A 25,397-nucleotide genomic window follows, 5' to 3' on the forward strand; every position below is an offset into this window, starting at 1 on the left:
GGCGCACCCCCGATATGTAAAACCTTAATGAACGTCTAGGTTGCACTCGCTGAATTCGGGGGTTGCACAATTCGGTGTAAACCTGAGGCCTCCATTATGGAAAACCCTGTGGCGACGGGCCTCGCAGGCGGTGAAAACAGAGTTACAATGCGCGCGTTTCGCATACGAAACATCGATTTGGCGATGTTTAACCGCCGACAATCAGGAGATAAACACATGCAACTCACGTTCGCGAAGGTACTGCCCATTGTTGCCGCAGTGACGCTGTTGGCGGCTTGCGGCCAGAAGGAAGAAAAGCAGGCCGAATCGGGTGCCGCTTCTGCGCCTGCCGCGACTGCCGCCAGCGGGGGCGGTGACGCTGTTGTCGTCAAAATCGGTCACGTTGCGCCGCTGACGGGTCAAATTGCCCACTTGGGCAAAGATAACGAAAATGGTGCACGCCTGGCTGTCGAAGAAGCCAATAAGGCCGGTATCAAAATCGACGGTAAATCGGTGAAATTCGAGCTCGTCGCCGAAGACGACGCCGCCGATCCGAAGACCGGGACCCAGGTTGCCCAGAAGCTCGTCGACGAGAAGGTCGTCGCGGTTGTCGGCCACTTGAATTCGGGCACCACCATCCCGGCTTCGAAGATCTACAGCGATGCCGGCATCGTTCAGATCTCCCCGTCGGCCACCAACCCGGCCTACACGCTGCAAGGCTTCAAGACGGCCTACCGCGTGGTTGCCACGGACGCCCAGCAAGGTCCTGCCCTGGCCAACTACGCTTCCAAGTCGCTGTCGGCCAAGTCGGTCGCTATCGTCGATGACGCCACGGCCTACGGCAAGGGGCTGGCGGACGAGTTCGAGAAGACCGCCAAGGCTAACGGCATGAAGGTCCTGTCGCACGACGCTACCAACGACAAGGCCACTGACTTCCGCGCCATTCTGACGAAGATCAAGGGTGAGCGTCCGGACATCATCATGTACGGCGGCATGGATGCGACCGGCGGCCCGTTCGCCAAGCAATCGAAGGAACTCGGCATCAACGCCAAGCTGCTGGCCGGCGACGGCGTCTGTACCGACAAGGTGGCCGAACTGGCCGGCGATGCGGTCGACAACATTGTCTGCTCGGAAGCGGGCATGGCGTTGTCGAAGATGGAACAGGGCGCCGACTTCGGTAAGCGCTACGAAGAGCGTTTCCATCAGCCGATCCAGATCTACGCTCCGTTCACGTATGACGCCGTCAACGTGATCATCGACGCGATGAAGCGCGCCAATTCGACCGATCCGGCCAAGATCCTGGCCGCGATGCCCGCCACCGATTACAAGGGCATCATTGGTCACATCGCCTTCGACAGCAAGGGCGACATGAAAGAGCCGGTCATCACGCTGTACAACTACAAGGACAAGAAGAAGAGCGTGCTCGACGTCGTGAAGATGTAAACCCGGGCGTTCGCGCCTGACGGACGGCACCGTTCGAGACCCAAGCGGTGCCGTTCTTTCATCTGCGGAACGATGCCGCGCCCGCATGAGGGGCGCGGCCCGCCTCCTTAACAGGATTTCGCCCATTACCCGCATTTCTCTCGGCCCCCCTGCCAGCCTATTCGGTGAAGCAAGCTGAGAGCCCGTTCTCGGGACAAGGAGTTAGCTTCATGGATACCTTTATCCAACAGATCCTCAACGGCCTCGTGCTCGGCAGTGTCTATGCCATCATCGCACTTGGATACACGATGGTTTACGGCATTCTGGGCATCATCAATTTTGCCCACGCCGATGTGATGATGATCGGCGCGATGGTCGCGCTGTCCACCATCAACCTGATGCTCAAGGTCGCGCCGGACATGAGTCCGGCATTGATATTGGCCATCGCCACGCTGGTGACCATGCCGGTTTGCGCGACCGTCAATTTCGTGATCGAACGGGTGGCTTACCGTCCGCTGCGCAACGCACCGCGCCTCGCGCCGCTGATCACCGCCATCGGCGTTTCGCTGCTGCTGCAGACCATCGCCATGCTGATCTGGTCGCGTAATCCGCTGTCGTTTCCGCAACTGTTGCCCACCGACGCGATGACGATCATCCCGGCACGCGGCGAACATCCGGGCGCCGTCACCAACGGCACCGGCGTGGTCATCGTCGTGGTCGCATTCATCGTGATGTTCGGCCTCTCGCAGCTCGTCAACCGGACCCGCCTCGGACGTGCGATGCGCGCCACCGCGGAAAACCGCAACGTCGCCGGTCTCATGGGCGTCAATCCGAACTTCGTCATCTCCGCCACCTTCATGCTCGGCGGCGCGCTCGCCGCGTTGGCCGGCGTGATGATGGCGTCGACCTACGGCAACGCGCACTTCTACATGGGCTTCATCCCCGGCATGAAGGCGTTCACCGCCGCAGTGCTCGGCGGGATCGGCAACCTCACCGGCGCCATGGTCGGCGGTGTGCTGCTCGGCCTCATCGAAGCGCTCGGCGCCGGGTACATCGGCGATCTGACCGGCGGTGTGTTCGGCAGTAACTATCAGGATGTCTTCGCGTTTTTCGTGTTGATCATCGTTCTCGTGTTCCGTCCGTCCGGTTTGCTGGGCGAACGTGTCGCCGATCGTGCTTGAGGAGGATCGACACATGAATCAACCTGTCCAAACCTCAGCTGTCACGCCGATTTCGGAAGCCGCTGCCGCGCGCAAGGCATACCGCGGTCTCGCACTGTTCCTGCTCGGCGCGCTCATCGTCCCGATCCTCGTCGGCTACGCCGGCGGCAACTACTGGGTGCGCGTGCTGGACTTCGCGCTGCTCTATATCATGCTGGCGCTCGGTCTGAACACTGTCGTCGGCTTTGCCGGCCTGCTCGACTTGGGTTACATCGCGTTCTACGCGGTCGGCGCCTATGTCACGGCATTCCTGTCTTCACCGCACCTGACCACGCAGTTCGCCTGGATTGCCGCGATGTTCCCCGAGGGGCTGCACGTGCCGATCTGGCTCACGATTCCGATTGGGGCCACGGTCGCCGCGACGTTCGGGATATTGCTCGGGACGCCGACGTTGCGATTGCGTGGGGATTACCTCGCCATCGTGACACTGGGCTTCGGGGAAATCATCCGGATCTTCTTGAACAACCTGGATCGTCCGCTCAATATCACGAACGGACCGAAGGGGATCAATGGGATTGCCCCCGCCTCGGTGGCCGGCTTCGATTTCTCGAAGGTGCACGAGTTCTTCGGGTTCAAGGTCGGCACGGTGTACCTGTACTACTACCTGTTCGTGTTCCTTGCGCTATTGATCGCGTTCATCTGCGTGCGGCTGCAACATTCGCGCATCGGCCGCGCCTGGGTCGCCATTCGTGAAGACGAAATTGCTGCCAAGGCGATGGGCATCAACACTCGCAATATCAAGCTGCTCGCCTTCGCGATGGGCGCTTCCTTCGGCGGTGTCGCCGGCGGCATGTTCGCTGCTTTCCAGGGTTTCGTCTCACCTGAATCGTTCACCTTCTGGGAATCGATCGTGGTGTTGTCGATGGTGGTGCTGGGCGGCATGGGGCACATTCCGGGCGTGATTCTCGGCGGCATCCTGCTGTCGGCATTCCCCGAAGTGCTGCGCTCGACGATGGGCCCGCTGCAGCAAAAGCTGTTCGGCCAAATCGTCGTCGATCCGGAAGTGATTCGTCAGCTGTTGTATGGCCTGGCCATGATCCTGATCATGCTGTATCGCCCGGCAGGCCTCTGGCCGTCGCCGCGCCAGGAAGAACGGACTGTGGCTGGTGCGTAAGGAGACGAATTCATGAGCGAAAAACATCTTTTGTCTGTCAAAGGCGTCAACAAGCGCTTTGGCGGCCTGCAGGCGCTGACTGACGTCGGCCTGCAAATCGAGCCGGGCCAGATTTACGGCCTGATCGGCCCGAACGGCGCCGGCAAGACGACGTTCTTCAACGTCATCACCGGCCTCTACACGCCCGATTCGGGCGAGTTCGTGCTGGGCGGCGCGGCTTACAAGCCGACCGCCGTGCATGAAGTGGCGAAAGCCGGCATCGCGCGCACGTTCCAGAACATCCGGCTGTTCGGCCAGATGACGGCGCTCGAGAATGTCATGGTCGGACGCCACGTGCGTACGAAGATGGGCGTATGGGGTGCGATCACGCATCACCCTGGCGCGCGTCGTGAAGAGACGGCGATCAAGGACCGTGCGATGGAACTGCTCGAGTATGTCGGCGTCTCGAAGTACGCCAGCTACACGGCGGCGAATCTTTCGTATGGCCACCAGCGCCGTCTGGAAATTGCCCGTGCACTGGCGACCGATCCGAAGTTGCTGGCGCTCGACGAACCGGCCGCCGGCATGAACGCGACGGAAAAGGTCGAACTGCGCGGATTGCTCGACAAGATCCGCAATGACGGCAGGACGATCCTGCTGATCGAGCACGACGTGAAGCTGGTGATGGGCCTTTGCAACCGCATGACGGTGCTCGATTACGGCAAGGTGATTGCCGAAGGTTTGCCGCAGGATGTTCAGAAAAACCCCGCGGTGATTGAAGCGTATTTGGGCGGGGGAGGCCATTGAGATGAGCGCAGCAATGTTGGAAATCAAGGGCCTGAAGGTCGCCTATGGCGGGATCAAGGCCGTCAAGGGTATCGACGTCAACATCCAGCCGGGCGAGCTCGTTACGCTGATCGGTGCGAACGGCGCGGGCAAGACCACGACGATGAAGGCCATCACCGGCCTGCTGCCGTGGGCGGATGGCGACATCACGTATCTCGGCAAGTCGATCAAGGGCGTCAAGGCGTTCGATCTGCTCAAGCAGGGACTCGCGATGGTGCCGGAGGGCCGGGGCATCTTCACGCGGATGACCATCCTCGAGAACATGCAGATGGGCGCGTACTTGCGTAACGATACAGCCGGGATCAAGAACGACGTCGACAAGATGTTCGCAATTTTTCCGCGCTTGAAGGAGCGCAAGGACCAGGTCGCGGGTACGCTCTCGGGCGGCGAGCAGCAGATGTTGGCCATGGCGCGCGCGCTGATGAGCCAGCCGAAACTGCTGCTGCTCGACGAACCGTCGATGGGCCTCTCGCCGATCATGGTCGAGAAGATCTTCGAGGTGGTGCGAACGATCTCGGGCGAGGGCGTGACCGTGCTGCTGGTCGAGCAGAACGCGCGCCTCGCGTTGCAGGCCGCGCACCGCGGCTACGTCATGGACAGCGGGCTTGTGACCATGACCGGCGATGCAAAGGATATGCTCGACGATCCGAAGGTGCGCGCCGCGTATCTCGGCGAGTAGGCCAGCGCGAGTGAACGCGTGACGCATCGGCGCCTGCCGATGCGTTGACGATTCGTCATCACGTCATGAAGAAGGGCTCCGGCGGCAACGCCGGGGCCCTTCGTCTTTCATGCGCGAGCCGCTGCCGGCATCATGCCGCATTCTTGCGTGTGTAGACGTCGGGACGATGGATCTGCATCATGTTGTTCACGGGCCCGAGCGGCGCGAAGCCGTACTGTGCGTAAAGTCCGGCCGCGTCGCTGGTCGCAAGCAGGAAGCGGCGCAGGTTCTGCAGCGCCGGGTGCGCCAGCACGGCTTCGACCAGGCGCTTGCCGATGCCGCGGCCACGCATGGATTCGATGACGAATACGTCGGCCAGATAAGCGAACGTGGCGTTGTCGGTAATCACGCGTGCGAAGCCGACCTGCTGCATCTCATTCGTTTCGATGTCCGATGCGTATGCGCCAAAGCACAAGGAATTGCCGATGGCGCGCATGAGGGTCTCGCGCGGAATGTCGCGCGCCCAGTGCGTTTGCGTGGACAGCCAATGGTGGATGAGCGGGATATCGAGCCGGCGCGGGTCGGCGGAGATGTCGACGATGCCGCTCGGGGCATTGGCGCCGGCCGAGGCGGTGTCGGGGTGCGATTGGGTCATGGTGTCCTGAGGTCGGTGGGTCTTCCGTGATCGGTCGCGCCCGGCGGGTCCGCAGAGCAGGACGCGCCGAGGCATTCAGATGTGTTTGGCCAGCAGGCCGTGGAGCAGCGTCAGCATTTGGTCGATTTCGTCGCGGCTGACGTTGAGCGACGGCATGAAGCGCAACAGGTTCGGGCGCGCGGCGTTGAGCAGCAGGCCATCCGGTGAAAGTTCGCGCGCCGCTTCGACCAACTGCGGCCCGATGTCGCGCCCGAGCAGCAGCGCGCGCAACAGGCCCGCGCCGCGTTCGCCTTCAAGCCCGTAGGTTGCCGACAGCTTCAGCAATCCCGCGCTCAGATACTCGCTTTGCGCCTGCACGAACGCCAGGAACCCCGGCGCGGCGATCGTGCGCATGACGGCGAGGCCGACAGCGCACATGAGCGGATTGCCGTTGTAAGTCCCGCCCTGATCCCCCGGCTGGAAGACGGCCAGTTCATCGCGGCACAGCATGGCCGCGAGCGGCACGCCGCCGCCGATGCCTTTGCCGAGGGTCATGATGTCCGCACGGACCCCCGCCTGCTGATGATGGAACAGCGTGCCGGTGCGCCCGCAGCCGGTTTGCACTTCGTCGACAATCAACAGCAGCCCGCGCGCCTCGGTCAGCGCGCGCAGCTGCTTCATGAAGTCGGCCGTCGCGGGCACCACGCCAGTTTCGCCCTGGATGGGCTCGAGCATGACCGCAACGGTGCGCGGGCCGATCAGCGCTTCGACGGAGGCGAGATCATTAAGCGCGGCCTTCGGAAACCCGTCGACTTGCGGGGCGAAGATCGTGTCCCAACCGGGCTTGCCGCTGGCCGACATCGTCGCGAGCGTGCGCCCGTGGAAGCTGTTCGCGAACGTAATGATTTCATGGCGCGCCCGACCGGCCGCATCGGGATGCATTTGCCCCCACTTGCGCGCCAGCTTGATGGCGCTTTCGTTGGCTTCCGCACCGCTGTTGGCGAAGAACACCTTGCCGAGGCCGCTGAGGCCGCTCAGCAAGTCGGCCAGCGCGATCATCGGTTCGTTGTAGAAGGCCGGACTCGGGTTGAGCAGCAGCCCGGATTGCGCGGCCAGCGCGTCGCGCATGACCGGGTGGCAATGGCCGAGGCTGTTGACGGCCCAGCCCTGGATGAAGTCGAGGTAGCGCTTGCCGTCATGGTCGTAGAGCCACGAACCTGAGCCGCGCGTAAACACGATGTCCGGACGCGTGGTGATCGGCAGGAGCGCATGGGTGGCGAAGCGCTCGAACACGGGCGACGGGGCGGACGTGGTGGCCGCGGTGGACGATAAGGCTAACGGCATGACGGACTCCAGAGGATAAAAACAAAAAAGCCACGGGGGGTGCCCGTGGCTTCGCTGTGCTGGTGAACTTGCGATTATCGCAGTCGATAGCGCGCCGCGCGGCATCCCGGTTGGGGCAGCGACGAGCGGCGTCGGATCGAGGCGATGGCGATAAAGTTCATGTCGAAAATATAAGCGGCGCATCGGCCGCTTGTCAAAATTCTTTTGCCGGTGTGGCGCGGGAGTCACAGACCCCGCACCCGCCGGTGCCCGATGATCAGGCGTTGATGTCCGCTTCCGTCGTGAACGCGTCGGCGAAGAAGGCGTCTTCCGGCAGGTCGTTGTCCGCGAGGAAATCGCGGCGCGCCGATTCCACCATGACGGGAGCGCCGCATGCATACACTTCGTATCCCGACATATCTGGCAGGTCATCGGCGACGGCACAATGGACGAAGCCCGTGCGGCCGGTCCAGGCGTCTTCCGGCGCGGCGTCGGACAACACCGGCACGAACCGGAAGTTCGGGATCTCGCGTGCCCATTGTTCGGCCAACTCGCGCAGATAGATGTCCTTGAGCTGACGTGCGCCCCAGTACAACGTCATCGGACGGTCGAAGCCCTTGTGAACGGCGTGCTCGACGATCGCCTTGATCGGCGCGAAGCCTGTGCCGGAGGCCAGCAGCACGATCGGTTTGTCCGTATCCTCGCGCACGAAAAACGTGCCGAGCGGGCCTTCGAAGCGCAGGATTTCACGCTCCTTCATCGTGTTGAAGACGTGATCGGTGAACGCGCCGCCGGGCAGATGGCGGATGTGCAACTCCATGTGGCCTTCCTCGTGCGGGGCCGTTGCCATGGAGTAGCTGCGGCGGCGGCCGTCCTTGAGGATGAACTCGACGTACTGGCCGGCCAGGTATTGCAGCCGTTCGTTCGCGGGCAACTGCAGGCGCATGATGATGACGTCGTCGGCGCGCCGCTCCAACGTCGTGACACGGCACGGCAGGCGCTTGACCGGGATATCACCGACACCCTTGACCTCGCGGCTCTCGATTGTCAGGTCGCTTGTGGCGTGCGCGCAGCAGAGCAGGGCAAGGCCGCGCGTGGCTTCGTCCTTTGTCAGCGCGGTATGCGAGTGGGCGCCGTGTTCGACACTGCCGTCGACCAGTTTGGCCTTGCATGATCCGCAGCCACCGTTCTTGCAGCCGTAGGGCAGGCCGATACCCTGGCGCAGGGCGGCCGACAGGACCGCTTCGCCCGCTTCGACCTGGAACTGACGTCCGCTGGGGACGAGAGTGACGTTGTAAGCCATACTACAATCCGAGAAATGAAAAATCCGTCGAAAAAATTCGGTTTGCCGCGCCTCTTGATCATCGGCTGCGGCGACATCGGCATGCGTTGCCTGCCGGCATTGCGCGCGCGCTTTCGCGTGTTCGCGCTGACGTCCAGCGACGACCGCCGCGCCGCGCTGCGCGCGGCCGGCGCGGTGCCTGTGACAGGCAATCTCGACCGCCCTGCGAGCCTGGCGCGCCTGCGTGGCCTCGCGCGCCATGTCGTGCATCTTGCACCGCCACCCAGCGCGCCGGGCACGGGCCCGGCCGACAGGCGCACACGCTTGCTGCGCAGCGTGCTGGCGCGACCACCTCGACCTTATATTGTACCCGAGCGGGTTCGCGCGGCCCGCAAGCACACCCTCGTCTACGCGAGCACCAGCGGTGTCTACGGTGACTGTGGCGGCGCGCGGATCGACGAGACCCGTACGCCGCACCCGTTGTCGCCGCGCGGCGCGCGCCGCGTCGATGCGGAACGCGCCGTGCGCTCGCTCGGGCGTCCGGCACGGCAATCGCGCCGGATGCAACCTGCAGCGGGCCGCAGCCGCGCACATTGGCGCATGCCGCACGGCGCGAACCTGACGGACGGCGGCTGGCGCACCTCGATCCTGCGCATTCCCGGCATCTATGCTGCCGACCGCCTGCCGACGGCAAGGCTTGCGCGCGGTACGCCGGCGTTGCGCGACGAGGATGACGTCTACACGAATCACATTCATGCCGACGATCTCGCCGGGATCGTGGTCGCAGCGTTGTGGCACGGACGTCCGCAGCGCGTCGTGCATGCAAGCGACGACACCGAGTGGAAAATGGCGGAGTACTTCGACCGGGTGGCCGATGCGCTGGGACAATCACGCCCGCCGCGCGTTTCGCGCGAAGAGGCGGCGCGCGTGCTGGAACCGGCACTGTTATCGTTCATGCGCGAATCGCGGCGGCTCGATAACGGGCGGCTCAAGCAGGAGCTGCGATATCGCCTGCGGTATCCGAGCGTCCAGACATTGCTTGACGAGATCGGCGTGTCCGGCATGCGTTAGGGGCGTGTCACGCGGCGGTGTCCGGGGCCGGGAAGCACAGCGCGAGGAATCGTTCGGCGGGACGCGAAAGCGCGTCGGCGTGCGGCACGAGTGCGCTGAGCAGACGCTTCAGGCCGTGCGGCGGATCGATGCGAATGGTGGCGAGCAGTTCATCCTCATGCCGCATCGACATGGCCGAGACGAAGCCGACACCCATCCCGGCACGCACGGCTTCCTTGATACTTTCGACCCCCGCCAGTTCCAGGGCGACGCGCGCCTCCAGTCCCGCCACCGCAAACGCGCGCGACACCAGCTGCCGCACCCCCGATCCCGGCTCGCGCATGATCAGCGGATACTTGGCGATGGTCTGCAGCGACGCACCTTGCGGCGTCAGGGCGAGGGCGTGATCGGCGCGCGAGATGGCGACGATTTCGTCATCGCGCCAGGGCCGTACGGCGATTTCCGCCGCAAGGCCCGGCGGCACGGCGCCTTCGATGAAGGCAACGTCGAGCCGATCAAGCTGTGCCACGATCTCCGAGGTATTGCCGTCGATCAGATGGATCGCGACGGCCGGGTATTGCTGATGGAAGTCGGCGATGAAATACGGCAGCAGGTAGCTCGCGGGCGTCGTGCTTGCGCCGATACGCAATGTGCCGGTTTCCAGTCCGCGCAGGCTGTCGCGGAACGTCATTGCCTGCCGGTAGTCCTGCCGCAGCCTGTTGGCGTAGGCGGCCACCTGCTCACCCACCGGCGTGAGACGAATGCCGCGTCCGTCGCGGCGATATAGCGGTTCGCCGAACGATTCCTGCAGCAGCCGCAATTGCCCCGATACCGCGGGCTGAGAGAGATGCAGTACCTCGGCGGCATGGCTGATGTTGCCGAGTTCGGCCACGGTGGCAAAGGTGAGCAACTGGTCGGGCGTCATCTTGGTGCGGCCAATATCGGCATGGGTGATGGATGACGCCTATTCTAGTCGTCCGAGCGATGATTGGTCAGGTATCGACTTGCGGCGCCGTGACGCCGGGCCGCTGGCGCGCGTGCTTGCCGTTTTCGCTGTCGGACGCGGCGCGCTGACACCGTCAAGCGCCGCAGGCGAGGAATGCCTCAAGCCCGGCCGCATGTGTCCCGTTATACTTTGTGACGAACCAGCGAATGCCGGTACCCGACTGCGGCGCCAGGCGCTCGTTATAACAATTCAATACGGGTTGCGAGGAGACATGACGATGGGGCTATTCAAGCGCCGCGGGAATGCCGACGGGGCCATGAGGGTAATGGGGCATGTGGCGGAAAGCGCCAGCAAACTCGGCATCGAGATTTGCGATATCGCCGGCAATGTCGATGAGATTTCGGTACGGATCAATCGTCAGGCCGAAGTCTTTCAGGATTTGCGACGCACCGCCGCGCATACCAGCGAAGGGAACCAGCGCATCGCGCAGGCCGCGCGCGAGGCGCGGACCATCGCCGATCGCGCGAGCGCCGAGGTGGCGGCGTCGCGCGGCACTGCCGAAGCCTCGCTGGCCTCGATTCATGGTCTGGTCGAAGGCGTGACGGGCATGGCCGGCGAGATCGCAGGCCTGCGCGAAGCCTTGGCGCATGTGGGCACCGTGGCCGAAGGCATTTCCGTCATCGCCCGCCAGACCAATCTGCTGGCGCTCAATGCCGCGATCGAAGCCGCGCGTGCGGGCGCCGCGGGCCGCAGCTTCGCGGTCGTCGCCACGGAGGTCAAGCAACTCGCGAACAAGACGGCCGAAGCGACCCGGCAGATCGAGCAGACATTGGCCGCGCTCGGCGAGCGTACCCAATGCCTGATGCGCGAGAGCAACGCGAACGTCACGCGTGCGAACGAAGCCCGCGAGGGCACGAACGCGATCGCGAGCGTGATTGAAATTGCGGGCACCGCCATCGATACGTTCGATCGCCAGGCCGGTCAGATTGCCGCGGCAAGCGAGGCGATCGAGACGGAGTGCAATACATTGGCCGAGCACGTCGACGAAATGGCTGGCGGCGTCACGCAATCTGCCGAGAACGTGGACAGCGCGCGCGAACGCATCAACCGTCTGCTGTCGGTATCGGAACATCTGATCGGATGGATTGCGGAAGCGGGCGTGGAGACGGAAGATACGCCGTTCATCCGCGCCGTGCGCCGGGCGGCGCAGCAGGTAGGGCAAACGTTCGAGGCGGCGCTCGCGAAAGGGCGCATCACCGAGCAGGCGTTGTTCGACCGGCACTACCAGCCAATACCGGGCACGAACCCGCCGCAATTGCTGGCGCCGTTTACGGCCGTGACTGACGAACTACTGCCGCAGATTCAGGAGCCGATCCTGCAATTGAACGAACGGGTGGCATTTTGCGCGGCAGTCGATACGAATGGCTATCTGCCGACGCACAACCTGAAGTTTTCGCAGACGCCTACGAACGATCCGGTATGGAACGCCGCGAATTGCCGCAACCGGCGATTGTTCGACGACCGCACGGGGCGCGCCGCGGGAACGAATACGCGTCCGCTATTGTTGCAGACGTACCGCCGCGACATGGGCGGCGGGCGTTACGTGATGATGAAGGACGCGTCCGCCCCGATTTATGTCAACGGACGTCATTGGGGCGGACTGCGGATCGGTTATCGGGTTTGATCCGGAGAGGGCGGCTCGCTGCGCCTCACCCCGGCACTGCATCAATCGCGGTCGCGGCGCCAGTGACCGTGATGACGCCAGTAGCCGCGAGGGGCATAGTAGCCGCCACCGTAGTAGCCACCGTAATACACCGGCGCCGGGGCATACACCACTGGCGGCGGCGCGTAGACGACCGGCGGCGGCACGTAGACCGGGGCCGGAGCGACATACACCGGCGGTGCGATCAGCGGCACCCCGATGCCGATACCGACCGAGACGTGCGCCTGTGCCGACCCGATGGCGCCCAGGGCGAGTACGGCGCCGGCAACGGCCATGGCAACAAAGTTGGTTTTCATGATGATTCTCCTACTTGGGCGAGCCCGCGTCCGGCGTTCCACATTCCTGCATTTCAGCGCTTGCGCAAATGGCGAATGCGGTTGGACCGCGGTTGCGGTCCGCGGCAGAGGCGCCCGCCGGCACCCTGTTTCGCGTCATTCTACGAAGTGTTCATTTCTGTTTGCACTGTACTGAGTTTCGCGCCGGGACGGGGCGGGCAATTGTTGCAAAGTATGCATCTGATTGCCTCATAGTCCGCGCACAGGTACCACGTCTTCGTCGGACAGTGCACTTAAAGCCCCCGCATTTTATTAAGAATCAATGATTTGTGCTCGCTTTGGCGAGCGTGTGGCAGTCTTCACACACGCGCGTACGGGGGGAAGTGCGGCCACACTTGTTACATTTACTTACATGGCGGACCGGATCCATGCCGATTCCGTCGCGCGTGCGCAACAGCGGATGCCGCACGCACGGCATCCGCTGTCACGGGCCATCGACCCGGGCTCCGGATCGTCAGCCACGCCTCCTCCCGCTATCCTCCGGTCCTGCCTGTCGCTGCGGCCGTTACTTGCCGGAATGCGCCTTGACGTCCTTTGCATCGCGCATGGCGCGCGTTTGCGCGGCCTTCGCGTCCTTCACGCAGATCTCCTTGTCGTTGCCCTTCCTGTCTTCGCAGCGTTGCTTGGCAACGCTGTAGGCAACATCCGCTTTCGCGACCTCGGCATCGTAGCGGGCGTCCGGGGTGCCCTTGTATTCGGCTTCGGCGTTCTTCTTGGCCACCTTTTCATTGCCCTTGGCCTCTTCGATGCACACCTTCTTGGCGTTGTCGCTGAGGTCGTCGCAACGGGCCCGGGCCGCCTCGTATTCGGCTTCGGCGACTTTCTCCGCTTGATCGTAGCGGTCCTTGGCGGCGCTGTCGGCGGCAACGGCGAAGTTGGCGCCGCAAACGCCGGCGGCAAACATGGCGCCGGCCAGCCAGCGCAAGGCGTGGCGATTTCGCATGATCATTCTCCTGTGGCGATCGAAGCGTCGATGGATAGTGGGCATGGCGCTTGCCGGCCGGGGAGGGGGCTGTCGCGAAGCCCCACCGGCCGGAGAGATGGCGTGCCGGCCCGGTGGTCCCCCTACTTGTTGCGTTCGGCGGCGCCCTCAAGCTTTTGGCCGCCCTGCTGGATGTCCTGGCCAGCACCGCGCATGGTGTTGCAGCCAGCCAGTCCCATGGCAAAGCCTGCGAGAAGGATGATGGCGATCAGTCGTTTCATGATGGTGCTCCGTTGAAAACCTGTGCGGTTGGGCCGGCGTCGGGCTTACCAGAGTTTGTGCCGGCGGTTCCAGGCGTCGACTTCCTTCTCTGCTTCCGCCTTGGCCTTGCCGTAACGCTCCTGGACCCTACCCACGAACTTGTCGCGATTTCCCTCGATCTTCAGCAGGTCGTCGTCAGTGAGATTGGCCCAGTGTCGTTTCACTTCCCCCTTCAGTTGATTCCACTTCCCTTTGAGCGTATCCGAGTTCATGGTGGCTCCTGTTCCATAGGGTGTTGCCTCGATCGAGGCGGGATCGGCGTCCCGCCAGGTTCGCGGGGAGTGCGTCCCTGCCCGTCGGCGGCCGTGTTCTGCCGCCAACGCCGGGGGAGTGATTCCATGGTAGAGAGCCATGCGTTGCGGTGCTGTCAGCCAGCCCAGCGTCGTGATGTAGGCGGAATCGGGTTGCGCTGTCAGTGAATTCCGACGGCACCCCGAAACGTCACGCGTGGCGAGACGGTTTGGTCTCGCCGTCGGCTGGCCCGAGCGGCAGCGTCACGCGAATCTCGGTACCGAGGCGGCTTGGCAGCGAATGGATGTCGATGCGGCCGCCGCGCGCAGAGACGCGCTGGCGCATGCCGAGCAGCCCATGTGTTTTCGGTTTGCGGACCTGGTCGGGGGTAAGGCCGATGCCGTTGTCGATGACTTCGAGGCGGATGACATTTGCGTCGAAGCCGAGACCGACCCGTACGGCATTGGCGCGCGCGTATTTGGCCGCGTTCGTCAGCGCCTCCTGCGCAACCCGGAATAGCACGATGGCGGTGGCTTCCGGCAGCGCCACGTCTTCCTCGGGCAGATCGAGGTCGAGGCGCCAGTGATGCCGGTCTGCGGATTCCTCGGCGAGTGAACGCAGGGCCGTTACAAGTCCGAAGTTGATCAGCACGGTCGGGCGCAGATCTTCGATGATGCGCCGTTTGATTTGAATGCCCGCGTCGAGATTGCGCTGCGCGCGCGCAAGCTTTTCCGCGAGCACCGCGTCGGTATTGCGCAGCTTGTGGTGCGCCCACGTCACGTCCATCTTGCAGGCGGTGAGGATTGCGCCGAGTTCGTCGTGCAATTCGCGCGACAGTTTGGTCTTCTCGTCCTCGCTCACATTCTGCAGGTGGGTCGCCAATTCATCCAACTGCTCGGTGCGCTCCTGCACCAGGCGGTCGAGATGCGCTTGCTGCTCGCGCATGTGTTCGCGCGCGAGGCGTTCCTGACGCATCTGCCTGCCAAGTAAGCGGAACAGCAGGACGAACAACAGGATCGTAAGTACGGACAATGCGCCCGCGCTGATGGCCGAGAGCGTCTGGTCGTCACGGCCGGCGTCCTGCGCGCGGCGCGCGCGCGCCAGCTCACGGTTATAGAGATCGGTCAGGCCGGTCTCGACCTTTTCCATGCTGCCGATACCAATGTTGGCTGGCGCGAGCGCCTCCTCGAGCGGCATGGTGCCTCGTTTGACGTCCGCACGTGCGGTTTCCATGGCGGCGATCCGCTGGCTGAAGAGCGTCATCGTGCCGGCGAACGCCTTGGCGGCTTCCGTATCGCCGACCGTTTCATAATGCTGGCTGATCTGTCCGGCAAGATCCCGGATGCGCCGCACTGCAGCAAGGTAGGGATCCAGATATGCCGGATTGTCGGTCATCAGATAGCCGCGCTGACTCGACACGATCGTCGACGTGCGCGCAATGACCTCATTGAGCGCGTTTGCAGCGGACATCGCCTGCAGCGCGGTTTCGTAGGTGGACGCCAGGCGCCGGTGCGCGGACTCCAGTCCGATGAGGCTGCCGACCGTGATGACGATGGCCGCGACCATGGCGATGATCCAGCTCCAGCGTCGGAGCCAGGCGGTAAACATGTCACTCCTTTGCATTGGCGGCGCTTCGATCATAAGTCGAAAATCCGCGCCTCGCCGGAAATGTCGGCCGATTCCTACGCAAAAACCAGCGCCATGCGGGTAGTTGCGGTGCGCGCCGTTCCCTACCATGAAATCAATGTCCAGCATTGAGACTTGCCGCAAGATGAATCATTATTTGGGCGACCGGGATACCGCGCCGCATACCATACGGGAGGAATCCCCGGCCGTCGGGCCAGCGCACGCCGACGGAGGCTTCTCTGGAGTTTCGATGTCACCCACGATACGCATTCTCATTGCCGACGACCACGCCATTGTGCGCACGGGGTTCAAGCAGTTCATCGCCGACGAGCCGGACATGGCCGTGGTGGGCGAAGCGGCCAGTGGCGACGAAGCGATCGCCGCGGTGCGCGCCTCCGAGATCGACGTCGTGCTGCTGGATATCGCCATGCCTGACAAGAACGGCATCGACACGCTGCGGGTCATCAAGCAGATTCGTCCGCAGCAGGCGGTGTTGTTCCTTTCCACCTATCCGGAAGCGCAGTACGCCGTGAATCTGCTGCGCGCCGGCGCCAACGGCTACCTGATGAAGGATGCGGCGCCGGAAGAAATCATCCGGGCGATCCGTACGGTGGCGCGCGGCCACCGTTATGTCAGCGAGTCGACGGCTGACATGCTGGCGCGAAAGCTGGACCAGCCGATCGACGAGCCGATGCATGAACAGTTGTCCGAGCGCGAATTCCAGGTGTTCTGCAAACTCGCACAAGGGCGTACGCCGACCGAAATTGCCGAAGAGCTGCACTTGAGCGTGAAGACCGTGAGCACGTACCGCGCGCGCGTGCTGGAAAAAATGCAATTGAAAACCAATGCCGACCTGACGCTGTATGCGTTGAAGAACGGCCTGATCAGTTGACCTCGAAGCGACGCCGCTCACGGGGATCTTTGAATTGGCGGGGCGGCGCATCATGGCCCGCCCCGGCAGTCCACACTTGGGAGGCGCTGTCGCGTGACAACATGGATGCACAAGAGCCACTCAGGGTTTTGTTGATCGAGGATTCCGCGGTGATCCGCGAGAGCTTGTCGGAGGCGCTTGGCTCCACGGGGATGCTTCGAGTGGCCGGCGTCGCGGAGACGGCCGACGAGGCCGTGGCAACGCTCAAGCGGGAGACGTTCGATGCCGTGATCGTCGACATCCAGTTGCGTCGCGGGTCGGGCATGGACGTGCTTGCCTACCTTCACAACGCCGGCATGTTGCCGAAACTGCTGGCAATTGTGCTCACCAACTATGCCTTGGCGACCTACCGCAAGCGCTGTCTGCAACTGGGCGTCAGTTATTTCTTCGACAAATCGCTCGAATTCGATCGTGTGATCGAAGTGCTCGACGAATTTGCCAGCCACCGCCAGATCCGTTGAGCGCGGCGCCCGCCGCTATTGCTGAAAATCGTATAAAGCAATGGAAATTTATTATTTTCAACCATTTAGCGAGATGCGATAGAATCGGCGTTTCGCACAAACAATAACGATAGCAGCGCACTGCGGCAGTGGAGGCAGGCGCTGCTTTTTTGTTTCGCATGATCGAACTCGAACGTATTACCCAGCGTTTTGCCGGGCCCACGGGCCCGATCGACGCGCTGTCCAATGTCAGCCTGTCGATTGAGCGGGGAGAAGTCTTCGGCATTATCGGCCGAAGCGGCGCCGGCAAGAGCACGTTGGTGCGCGTGATCAACCTGCTGAACCGTCCGAGCGACGGCAGCGTGAAGATCAACGGCCAGGACTTGACCGCCATGTCGAGCGACGGCCTGCGTCAGGCGCGCCGCAAGATCGGCATGATCTTCCAGCATTTCAACTTGTTGTCGTCGCGCACCGTCTACGGCAACGTGGCGCTGCCGCTCGAACTGGCGGGCCAGTCCGCGAGCGAAATCGAGGCGGCGGTACTGCCGTTGCTCGAGCTTGTCGGGCTGACGGCCCAGAAGGACCGTTATCCGTCGCAGATCAGCGGCGGTCAGAAGCAGCGTGTCGGGATTGCGCGCGCGCTGGCCAGCCAGCCCCAGGTACTGCTCTCCGACGAGGCCACCTCGGCGCTCGATCCGGAAACGACGCGTTCCATTCTGGAGTTGCTCAGGCGCATCAACCGCGAGCTTGGCCTGACCATCATCCTGATCACGCACCAGATGGAAGTGATCAAACAGGTGTGCGATCGTGTGGCCGTGCTCGACGCCGGCCGCGTGGTCGAGCAGGGCAAGGTGATCGATGTCTTCCTGCGCCCGCATCATGAGGTCACGCGCGCGCTGATCGGCGACGTCATCGCACAGGAGCTGCCGGCGGGCGTGCGCGAACGGATTGCATCGCGCATCGGCAATGGACACGATCACCTGTACCGCCTCGCCTTCTCGGGGGCGGGCGTCGACCAGCCGTTGCTGTCCGAGGCGATTCGCCGCTACGAGCTCGATTTCAATATCCTGCATGGCCAGATCGACGAGATCCAGGGGCAGGCGTTCGGATCGCTGGCGGTGCTGGCCGGCGGCGAGCCGGGGCGGGTCGCGCAAGCCATGGCGTATCTGAGCAGCCAGGGGGTGGTGGTAGAGGAGTTGACTCATGTTGACTGAAATGCTGGACCTGTTTGTTTCCTCGTTCTGGGAGACGCTCATCATGGTGGGCATCTCCGGCATCGTGGGCGCCGCAGTCGGCTTGCCGCTGGGCGTGCTGCTGTATCTGACGGACCGCAACGGCGTGCTGCAGAGCCTGCCGTTCAATCGCGTCATTGGCATCTTCGTCAACGCCGTGCGTTCGACGCCGTTCATCATCCTGCTGGTCGCCGTGATTCCGTTTACCCGCCTGATCGTTGGCTCGTCGATCGGCACGGCGGCGGCGGTGGTGCCGCTGACCATCGCGGCGGCGCCCTTTATCGCGCGGCTGGTCGAGACGGCCTTGCGTGAAGTCGATCGGGGCCTGATCGAAATGGCGCAGTCGATGGGCGCGACCACCCGGCAGATCGTATTCAAGGTGTTGTTGCCTGAAGCCTGGCCGGGCATCGTCGCGGGCCTGACCATCACGTTCGTGAGCCTTGTCGGCTACTCGGCCATGGCGGGCGCGATCGGCGGCGGCGGTTTGGGCGATCTCGGCATCCGTTACGGCTATCAGCGCTTCCTGCCGGACGTCATGCTGGCCGTCGTGCTGATCCTGGTCGTTTTCGTGCAACTGGTGCAGACGTTCGGCGACTGGCTGGTGCGTCGGCTCAGTCACAAATAAGCCGTCGACACACGGCATTCATCACACAAGGGGAATTTCATGCAACGACGTATTTTGATCAAGCTGCTGGCCGGCCTCGGCGCTGCCGCGCTGTTTGCGGCCCAGGCGGCTCAGGCCCAGGAAACCCATCTGAAGGTCGGTGTCACCGCTGGCCCGCACGCGCAGATTTTCGAGGTCGTCAAGAAAGTCGCGGCCAAGGACGGCCTGAACATCAAGGTTGTCGAATTCAGCGACTACGTGCAGCCGAACGCCGCGCTCGCCTCGGGCGACCTCGACGTCAACAGCTATCAGCACCAGCCGTACCTCGACGCGCAGGTCAAGGACCGCGGCTACAAACTCGTGAGCGTGGCCAAGACCGTGATCTACCCGATGGGCGTGTATTCGAAGAAGGTCAAGTCGTTGGCTGACGTGGCGCCCGGTTCGCGCGTTTCATTGCCGAACGATCCGACCAATGGCGGCCGTGCGCTGTTGCTGCTGCAGAAGCACGGGCTGGTCAAGCTTCGTGCCGATGCGGGCTTGAAGGCGACGCCACTGGATGTCGTCGACAATCCGAAGAAGCTGAAATTCGTTGAACTGGATGCCGCGCAACTGCCGCGTTCGCTCGACGACGTGGCCGTCGCCGTCATCAACACCAACTTCGCGATGGAAGCGGGCCTTCAACCCAAGCGCGACGCCATTGCGATCGAGGAAGCCAATGGCCCTTACGCGAACGTGCTCGTCGTGCGTGAGCAAGACAAGAGCAAACCCTGGGTGGCCAAGCTCGTGAAGGCCTACCATTCGCCGGAAGTGAAGGCATTTATCGAAACCCAGTTCAAGGGATCGGTCGTCGCCGCCTGGTAAATATCGGGCTGGATGGCAGGAAAAAAGGGCAGCGCACAAGGGGGCGCTGCTTTTTTTTCGGGGGTGATGAAGACATTTAGATGTCCTGTCATAAATGCTTCAAATTGTGGTGCTAGGCTAGACCGTCTCTTCCTTCCGCATTGCGTGATGCCGACGCACACGATGCGCCGTCCTCGCCCGTGTATCGCTTCATGCAGCCTAATGCCTACGACGAAGCCCTGTCTCTCGAAGCCATCTGCCGCGGCGTGGGTCCGCGCGGCCCTGGCCTTTCGCCGGTTTATCAGCCGATTCTCGATTTCCGTACATCGTCGGTGGCAGGCTACGAGGGACTGATTCGGGGTCCTGCGCAGACACCCCTGCATACGCCGGCCGCCCTGTTCGCAGCGGCACGTCGTCACGGCTTGCTCGCACGGCTTGAACTGGCGTGCCGTCGGGTCGTGTTGCAGGGGTTCGCCCAGCGCGACTTGCCGGGGCGGCTGTTTCTCAATATCGGTCCGGTGTGCGGCGGCCTGATGACGGATGGGGGGGATGGCGCGGATGCGCTGGGGTTGGCTGAGACCCTGGCGATGGTGCGATCGCTGGGTCTGTCGCCCGAGCGCGTCGTCATCGAATTGACGGAGCACCAGCCGACACTGGATTTGCCGGCAACGCGCGCGGCCTTGGCGGAATATCGCTCACTGGGCTTCGAGATCGCGCTTGATGATCTTGGCGAGGGCTACGCGAGTCTGCGGCTTTGGTCCGAGTTGCGGCCTGACTATGTGAAGATCGACCGGCATTTCGTGGACGGTATCGATGCGGATACGGTCAAGCTTCAGTTTGTGCGGTCCATCCGTCAGATTGCCGACACGAGCGGGGCGAGGGTGATCGCCGAGGGGATCGAGCACGCGAGCGAGCTCCAGGTGGTGCGCGATCTTGGCATCTTTCTCGGCCAGGGCTATTTCATTGCAAGGCCTGCTGCGGAGCCGGAGCGGGCAATCACGGCGGGTGTCCAGGAAGTCGTCAACGAGCGGCGTGCTTACGTGCACCAGCAGCCGAGTCGTCTCGGCGCGAGCAACGTCACCCTGGAGGGCATCGCGGCGTATGTGGTGCCGGTGGCGCCGCAGATGCGCAACGAGGATGTGTTCGCCCGGTTCGAGGCGGATCCGGGACTGGAAGTCTTGCCGGTGGTGGAGCGCGACCGGCCGGTGGGCCTGATTGGCCGGGCGGCGCTGATCGGACGTTTCGCGCGGCCCTTTACGCGGGAATTGTACGGTCGCAAGCCGTGCTCGGCGGTGATGGAGCCCCAGCCGCTCACATTCGACAAGGAAGCACGGGTCGAGGATTTGAGCCGCATGATCGCGGAGGGCGCAAGCCGTCAATTGGCTGGCGGATTCATCGTTACGGACCAGGGGCGGTATTTCGGTGTGGCGCAAGGACATGCGCTGATGCGGCATATCACCGACATGCAGCTTGACGCCGCGCGTTACGCGAATCCACTGACGTTGCTGCCGGGAAACGTGCCGATCGATGAACATATGGACCGCCTGATCAACCGGCGGTTGACGTTCCACGCGTGCTACATCGATCTCGACAATTTCAAGCCATTCAACGACGTATTTGGCTATCGCCGCGGTGACGACCTGATTCAACTGGTCGCGCGCGTGTTGATGGCGGTACGTAATCCGGAAAGTGATTTTCTCGGCCATATCGGCGGAGACGATTTCCTGATCCTGTTTCAGAGTTCGGACTGGGAGTCGAGGTGTCGGGAAGCGTTGTCGCGTTTTGGCGATGCAATCTCGGAGTATTTCCATCCTGATCAGCTGGCCGCCGGCGGGTTCGAGGCGGAAGACCGGCGTGGGATGGCGGTGTTTCATCCCATCACCAGCTTGTCGATTGGGGTTGTCGAGGTCACGCCCGAGCGCTTTCTGTCACACGTCGAAGTCTCCGCCGCAGCCGCCGAAGCCAAGAAAATGGCCAAGCGGGCGCAGGGGAATTCGTTGTTTGTGGAGCGGCGTAGAGGGTTGCGGTAACCCATCCCAACTTGTGCCGCTCGGGCGCTTGCTGGCGCGAGCGTGGAAAGCGGGTCCAACTCAAAAAAACGCCGCGTCATCAACGCGGCGTTCGGCTTTCACTGCGGCAAAGCGCAACGCAATCAATGCGCCAGCGCGGGCATACCGGCCATATCGTTGGCGTCTTCCTCACGTTCTTCCGAAAGATAAGGCGTGCGCCAGCCGCTCTTGACGCCCCAGTGATAGAACGCGAGCGAAAGCACGGCGACAATCGCCATGTCCCAACCGTAAGGCAGGATACCCAGGCCGCCGAATTCGTGGCTGCCGATGAACGAGCACAGGGCAAGGGCAGGCAGGTAGGCAATCATCCACCAAGAGGCCTTGAGGTCTCGTCCGAAGTCCCGCCAACCGGCTTTTGCCTGATAGTAGAAATACACCGGCAGCGCGACCACCACCAGCACGATGATCTGACCGGTGAGCGGCCAACGTGCCCAGTAGAGGATCAGCGACGCGCAGACAAACGCGAACGGCGCAATCAACGACATTCCCGACACGCGCAGCGGGCGGTGCAGCTCCGGCGCGGCGCTGCGAAGTGCCATCACGCTGATCGGGCCCGTCAGGTACGAAATCACCGTTGCCACCGAAATCACTGCCGCCAGCGAATCCCAGCCGCGGAAGAAGAACATGAACACGAACGACACCGCCAGGTTGAACCACATCGCCTGGCGCGGCACGCCGTAGATCGGATGAATGTTGCCGAAGAGGGCCGGCAGCGTGCGGTTGCGTTCCATCGCATAAATCATGCGGCTCGTGGTGGCCATGTACGTCGTGCCCGTGCCGCTGGGGCTCAGGAACGCGTCGAAGTACAGCACGATCGCCAGCCAGTTCAAGCCGAGTGCGATAGCGAGTTCCGCGAACGGCGACTTGAAGCTCACCATATGCCAGCCGCCCGCCAACTGGGCTGGCGAGAGCGCCCCCAGGAATGCCACTTGCAGCAGCAGATAGATCACCGTCGCGAGCAGGATCGAGCCGACCACCGCGAACGGGATGCTGCGGCCCGGATCGCGCGCTTCACCCGCGAGATTGACCGGGCTCTGAAAGCCATTGAACGCGAACACGATACCGCTGGTCGCCACCGCTGTCAGCACGGCCGACCAGCCGTACGGCGCAAAGCCGCCCTGCGCCGGCGCCGCGAAATTCTCGGTATGAAAGCCCGAGATCATCAGGCCCGCAATCGTCAGGGCCGGAATCGCGAACTTGAACAGCGTGATCAGGGTGTTCGCCTTTGCAAACAACTTCACGCCCCAATAATTGAGCATGAAGTAAACGACTACGAGTATCGCTGACAGCATCAGGCCGCTCGCCGTCAATTCACCATGCACGAACAGATTGCCCGCCCATTCATACGGCCACGTACTCATATACTGGATTGATGCCTCGGCCTCGATCGGTATCACCGACACAATGGCGATCCAGTTCGCCCACGCCGACACGAACCCGACCAAACTGCCATGGGAATAGCGTGAGTAGCGCACCATACCGCCCGATTCGGGGAACATCGCCCCAAGTTCGGCATAGGTGAGCGCAATCGCCAGGATCACGACCGCGCCAATGAGCCAAGCCAGTAAAGCTGCCGGTCCGGCAATTTTGGCTGCTTTCCAGGCACCGAAGAGCCAGCCCGAACCAATGATCGAGCCAAGCCCGGTCAGCATCAGGGCGAACGGCCCGATGTTACGCATGACGGATTTGTTATCCAATTTGAGTCTCCACTCCCGGGGGGACCGCAGGCGTCCAAGGATCCCTGCGGCGGGGCCAGACGCTTCCCCGGCACGGCCAACCGCATCGGACAAGGCGGTGGGGGAGGCCGTGATGGCCGGCGTTGCGTCGGTCGAACGGTTTTCGCAACGGGCATCGGCCGATAGGCGCAATGCGCACACGGCACCCGAATTAGGGTCGGAGTCGCCGTTTTGCGAAAAAAGCGCGATTCTACCCGAGCCACCGGGTGCTTGTGGGAGTTTGTAACAATTCTTGCGGCAGACCCGACTCTCAACGCCTGAGAAAATGATGGCCCGCCGTGCGATGCAGCGTGGCACCGTAACGGCGAGACGGGGGCGGGCGGTTAATGAGGGTCAGATGCGGCCGGCGGGCGTCCTTCAGAGGGCCAGCTTGCGGTACAACTCAGCCATGCGCGCGTCGACGTCGGCCGTCATTTCAATGGGACGCCCCCACTCGCGCGACGTTTCCCCCGGCCATTTGTTCGTCGCGTCGATCCCCATCTTGGACCCGAGGCCGGGCACCGGCGAGGCGAAATCCAGATAATCGATCGGTGTCTCGCCGACAAGCGTCGTGTCGCGCGTGGGATCGACACGCGTCGTAATGGCCCAGATCACTTCCTTCCAGTCGCGAATGTCGACGTCCTCGTCGACCACCACGATGAACTTCGTATACATGAATTGGCGCAGGAAGCTCCAGACACCGAACATCACCCGCTTGGCGTGGCCCGCGTACGCCTTCTTCATCTGGACGATCGCCATGCGGTAGCTGCACCCCTCGGGCGGCAGGTAGAAGTCCGTGATCTCCGGAAACTGCTTCTGCAGCAGCGGCACAAAGACCTCGTTCAGCGCCACGCCCAGCACGGCCGGCTCATCAGGCGGCTTGCCGGTATACGTCGAGTGGTACACGGCATTGCGGCGCAGGGTGATCCGTTCGATGGTGAAGACCGGAAACCACTCCTGCTCGTTGTAATAGCCGGTATGGTCGCCGTATGGCCCCTCGAGTGCGTGTTCGTATGCGGCGGCTGCGCCGCGCGACGGAGGCGGCGGTGCGCCCTCGGGCACCGTCGGCCGCTGTTGCGACGGATAAATGAACCCCTCGAGCACAATCTCGGCACGGGCCGGCACGCGGAGTTCGTTCAATCCGGGGGTCAGGCATTTGGCCAGTTCGGTCCGTGCGCCACGCAGCAACCCGGCAAATTGGTACTCGGATAACGTGTCCGGGACCGGCGTGACCGCGCCGAGCATGGTCGCGGGGTCGGCGCCGAGCGCCACGGCTATCGGGAACGGCTTGCCCGGATTGGCCAGGGCAAATTCACGGAAATCGAGCGCGCCGCCGCGATGGGCCAGCCAGCGCATGATCACCTGATTGCGGCCAATGACCTGCTGCCGATAGATGCCAAGGTTCTGACGCTTGCGGTGGGGCCCCTTGGTGATGACGAGCCCCCACGTAATCAGCGGCGCGGCATCGCCGGGCCAGCAGGTCTGAATCGGAAGCCTGGCGAGGTCGACGTCATTGCCTTCCCAGACGATCTCCTGGCAGGGCGGACTGCTGACCTCCTTCGGCGCCATGTCCCACACCGCCTTCGCCATGCCGAGCAGCTTGCCGGCATCCTTCAGGCCGCGCGGCGGTTCGGGCTCCTTGAGTGCCGACAGCAATCGGCCGATGTCGCGCAACGACCCGAAGGCATCCGAACCGTCTTCGACACCCATGCCGAGGGCGACACGCTCAGGGGTGCCAAACAGGTTGGCGAGCACCGGCATGTCGTGGCCGGTCGGCTGTTCAAACCACAACGCCGGGCCCCCGGCTTTCAGCACGCGATCGGCCAGCGCCGTCATCTCCAGTACCGGAGAAACGGGCGTGTCAATGCGACGAAGCTGGCCGGATCGCTCCAGTTGGGCGGCGAAGTCACGCAGATCGTGATATTTCATGAAACAAATCGTTACGAAAAATTTTT

Annotated in this window: 24 protein-coding genes; 13 read left to right on the plus strand and 11 right to left on the minus strand. The window is 63.1% G+C overall.

Annotation, left to right across the window (positions count from 1 at the left end):
• Window positions 1-216 precede the first annotated feature (216 nt).
• The 5 genes from PTE30175_RS00145 (at window position 217) to PTE30175_RS00165 (ending at window position 5,239) form a co-directional block, all read left to right on the plus strand.
• Complete coding sequence (locus PTE30175_RS00145; RefSeq protein WP_150695034.1) at window positions 217-1,422, plus strand: branched-chain amino acid ABC transporter substrate-binding protein; 1,206 nt, start codon at window positions 217-219, stop codon at window positions 1,420-1,422.
• 209 nt (window positions 1,423-1,631) lie between these two features.
• Entirely contained in the window at window positions 1,632-2,582 is a 951-nt protein-coding gene (locus PTE30175_RS00150) for a branched-chain amino acid ABC transporter permease (protein ID WP_150695035.1), read from the plus strand.
• A 13-nt stretch (window positions 2,583-2,595) separates the two neighbouring features.
• Window positions 2,596-3,735, plus strand: coding sequence for an ABC transporter permease subunit (locus PTE30175_RS00155; protein WP_150695036.1), 1,140 nt, complete (start codon window positions 2,596-2,598; stop codon window positions 3,733-3,735).
• Between the two features lie 12 nt (window positions 3,736-3,747).
• Complete coding sequence (locus PTE30175_RS00160; RefSeq protein WP_150695037.1) at window positions 3,748-4,521, plus strand: ABC transporter ATP-binding protein; 774 nt, start codon at window positions 3,748-3,750, stop codon at window positions 4,519-4,521.
• 1 nt (window position 4,522) lies between these two features.
• A complete protein-coding gene (locus PTE30175_RS00165) occupies window positions 4,523-5,239 on the plus strand; it encodes an ABC transporter ATP-binding protein (RefSeq protein ID WP_150695038.1) in 717 nt (238 codons plus the stop codon).
• Window positions 5,240-5,369: 130 nt separating this feature from the next.
• On the opposite strand, the gene PTE30175_RS00170 is transcribed toward PTE30175_RS00165, so the two are convergent.
• From PTE30175_RS00170 to PTE30175_RS00180, 3 genes are all read right to left on the minus strand, one after another.
• Window positions 5,370-5,873, minus strand: coding sequence for a GNAT family N-acetyltransferase (locus PTE30175_RS00170; protein ID WP_150695039.1), 504 nt, complete (start codon window positions 5,871-5,873; stop codon window positions 5,370-5,372).
• Window positions 5,874-5,948: 75 nt separating this feature from the next.
• On the minus strand, window positions 5,949-7,196 hold the full coding sequence (locus PTE30175_RS00175; protein WP_150695040.1) for an acetylornithine transaminase: 1,248 nt from the start codon (window positions 7,194-7,196) through the stop codon (window positions 5,949-5,951).
• Window positions 7,197-7,452: 256 nt separating this feature from the next.
• Window positions 7,453-8,478 (minus strand): CDP-6-deoxy-delta-3,4-glucoseen reductase, encoded by a 1,026-nt coding sequence (locus PTE30175_RS00180; protein WP_150695041.1) that lies wholly within the window; start codon window positions 8,476-8,478, stop codon window positions 7,453-7,455.
• Between the two features lie 15 nt (window positions 8,479-8,493).
• Between PTE30175_RS00180 and PTE30175_RS00185 the strand changes: the two genes are divergently transcribed.
• Window positions 8,494-9,528 carry a Rossmann-fold NAD(P)-binding domain-containing protein gene (locus PTE30175_RS00185; protein WP_150695042.1) on the plus strand — a complete coding sequence of 345 codons (1,035 nt, stop codon included), beginning with the start codon at window positions 8,494-8,496 and terminating at the stop codon, window positions 9,526-9,528.
• Window positions 9,529-9,535: 7 nt separating this feature from the next.
• On the opposite strand, the gene PTE30175_RS00190 is transcribed toward PTE30175_RS00185, so the two are convergent.
• Window positions 9,536-10,432: a LysR family transcriptional regulator gene (locus PTE30175_RS00190; RefSeq protein WP_150695043.1), complete on the minus strand. Its 897-nt coding sequence runs from the start codon at window positions 10,430-10,432 to the stop codon at window positions 9,536-9,538.
• 292 nt (window positions 10,433-10,724) lie between these two features.
• Here PTE30175_RS00190 and PTE30175_RS00195 point away from each other — a divergent pair, with 292 nt between their 5' ends.
• Window positions 10,725-12,137 carry a methyl-accepting chemotaxis protein gene (locus PTE30175_RS00195; RefSeq protein ID WP_150695044.1) on the plus strand — a complete coding sequence of 471 codons (1,413 nt, stop codon included), beginning with the start codon at window positions 10,725-10,727 and terminating at the stop codon, window positions 12,135-12,137.
• A gap of 41 nt (window positions 12,138-12,178) precedes the next feature.
• Here PTE30175_RS00195 and PTE30175_RS00200 read toward each other — a convergent pair whose 3' ends face one another.
• The 5 genes from PTE30175_RS00200 to PTE30175_RS00220 form a co-directional block, all read right to left on the minus strand.
• Window positions 12,179-12,472, minus strand: a complete 294-nt coding sequence (locus PTE30175_RS00200; RefSeq protein ID WP_224788534.1) for a hypothetical protein — start codon at window positions 12,470-12,472, stop codon at window positions 12,179-12,181.
• Between the two features lie 544 nt (window positions 12,473-13,016).
• Window positions 13,017-13,454, minus strand: coding sequence for a hypothetical protein (locus PTE30175_RS00205; protein WP_150695045.1), 438 nt, complete (start codon window positions 13,452-13,454; stop codon window positions 13,017-13,019).
• A gap of 122 nt (window positions 13,455-13,576) precedes the next feature.
• Window positions 13,577-13,714, minus strand: a complete 138-nt coding sequence (locus PTE30175_RS00210) for an entericidin A/B family lipoprotein (protein ID WP_150695046.1) — start codon at window positions 13,712-13,714, stop codon at window positions 13,577-13,579.
• Window positions 13,715-13,759: 45 nt separating this feature from the next.
• Window positions 13,760-13,966 carry a CsbD family protein gene (locus tag PTE30175_RS00215; RefSeq protein WP_150695047.1) on the minus strand — a complete coding sequence of 69 codons (207 nt, stop codon included), beginning with the start codon at window positions 13,964-13,966 and terminating at the stop codon, window positions 13,760-13,762.
• Between the two features lie 229 nt (window positions 13,967-14,195).
• Window positions 14,196-15,593, minus strand: coding sequence for a sensor histidine kinase (locus tag PTE30175_RS00220; protein ID WP_191628708.1), 1,398 nt, complete (start codon window positions 15,591-15,593; stop codon window positions 14,196-14,198).
• 268 nt (window positions 15,594-15,861) lie between these two features.
• On the opposite strand from PTE30175_RS00220, the gene PTE30175_RS00225 reads away from it, so the two are divergent.
• From PTE30175_RS00225 to PTE30175_RS00250, 6 genes are all read left to right on the plus strand, one after another.
• Entirely contained in the window at window positions 15,862-16,503 is a 642-nt protein-coding gene (locus PTE30175_RS00225; protein WP_150695049.1) for a response regulator, read from the plus strand.
• A gap of 101 nt (window positions 16,504-16,604) precedes the next feature.
• Complete coding sequence (locus PTE30175_RS00230) at window positions 16,605-17,003, plus strand: response regulator (protein WP_150695050.1); 399 nt, start codon at window positions 16,605-16,607, stop codon at window positions 17,001-17,003.
• 158 nt (window positions 17,004-17,161) lie between these two features.
• Window positions 17,162-18,196: a methionine ABC transporter ATP-binding protein gene (locus PTE30175_RS00235; RefSeq protein ID WP_150695373.1), complete on the plus strand. Its 1,035-nt coding sequence runs from the start codon at window positions 17,162-17,164 to the stop codon at window positions 18,194-18,196.
• Window positions 18,186-18,839 carry a methionine ABC transporter permease gene (locus PTE30175_RS00240; RefSeq protein WP_150695051.1) on the plus strand — a complete coding sequence of 218 codons (654 nt, stop codon included), beginning with the start codon at window positions 18,186-18,188 and terminating at the stop codon, window positions 18,837-18,839. The genes PTE30175_RS00235 and PTE30175_RS00240 overlap by 11 nt, the downstream gene beginning before the upstream one ends.
• Before the next feature lie 39 nt (window positions 18,840-18,878).
• The gene (locus PTE30175_RS00245; protein ID WP_150695052.1) at window positions 18,879-19,679 is read left to right on the plus strand and encodes a MetQ/NlpA family ABC transporter substrate-binding protein; all 801 of its coding nucleotides are present in this window, start codon (window positions 18,879-18,881) and stop codon (window positions 19,677-19,679) included.
• Between the two features lie 191 nt (window positions 19,680-19,870).
• A complete protein-coding gene (locus PTE30175_RS00250) occupies window positions 19,871-21,688 on the plus strand; it encodes a GGDEF domain-containing protein (RefSeq protein WP_150695053.1) in 1,818 nt (605 codons plus the stop codon).
• Between the two features lie 122 nt (window positions 21,689-21,810).
• Here the strand turns inward: PTE30175_RS00250 and PTE30175_RS00255 are convergent, their stop codons facing one another.
• Window positions 21,811-23,406, minus strand: a complete 1,596-nt coding sequence (locus PTE30175_RS00255) for an APC family permease (RefSeq protein ID WP_150695374.1) — start codon at window positions 23,404-23,406, stop codon at window positions 21,811-21,813.
• A gap of 414 nt (window positions 23,407-23,820) precedes the next feature.
• Window positions 23,821-25,371, minus strand: coding sequence for a UbiD family decarboxylase (locus PTE30175_RS00260; RefSeq protein ID WP_150695054.1), 1,551 nt, complete (start codon window positions 25,369-25,371; stop codon window positions 23,821-23,823).
• Between the last annotated feature and the right edge of the window lie 26 nt (window positions 25,372-25,397).

Origin of the sequence: Pandoraea terrae (assembly GCF_902459695.1) — a bacterium.
GTDB classification, from domain to species: domain Bacteria; phylum Pseudomonadota; class Gammaproteobacteria; order Burkholderiales; family Burkholderiaceae; genus Pandoraea; species Pandoraea terrae.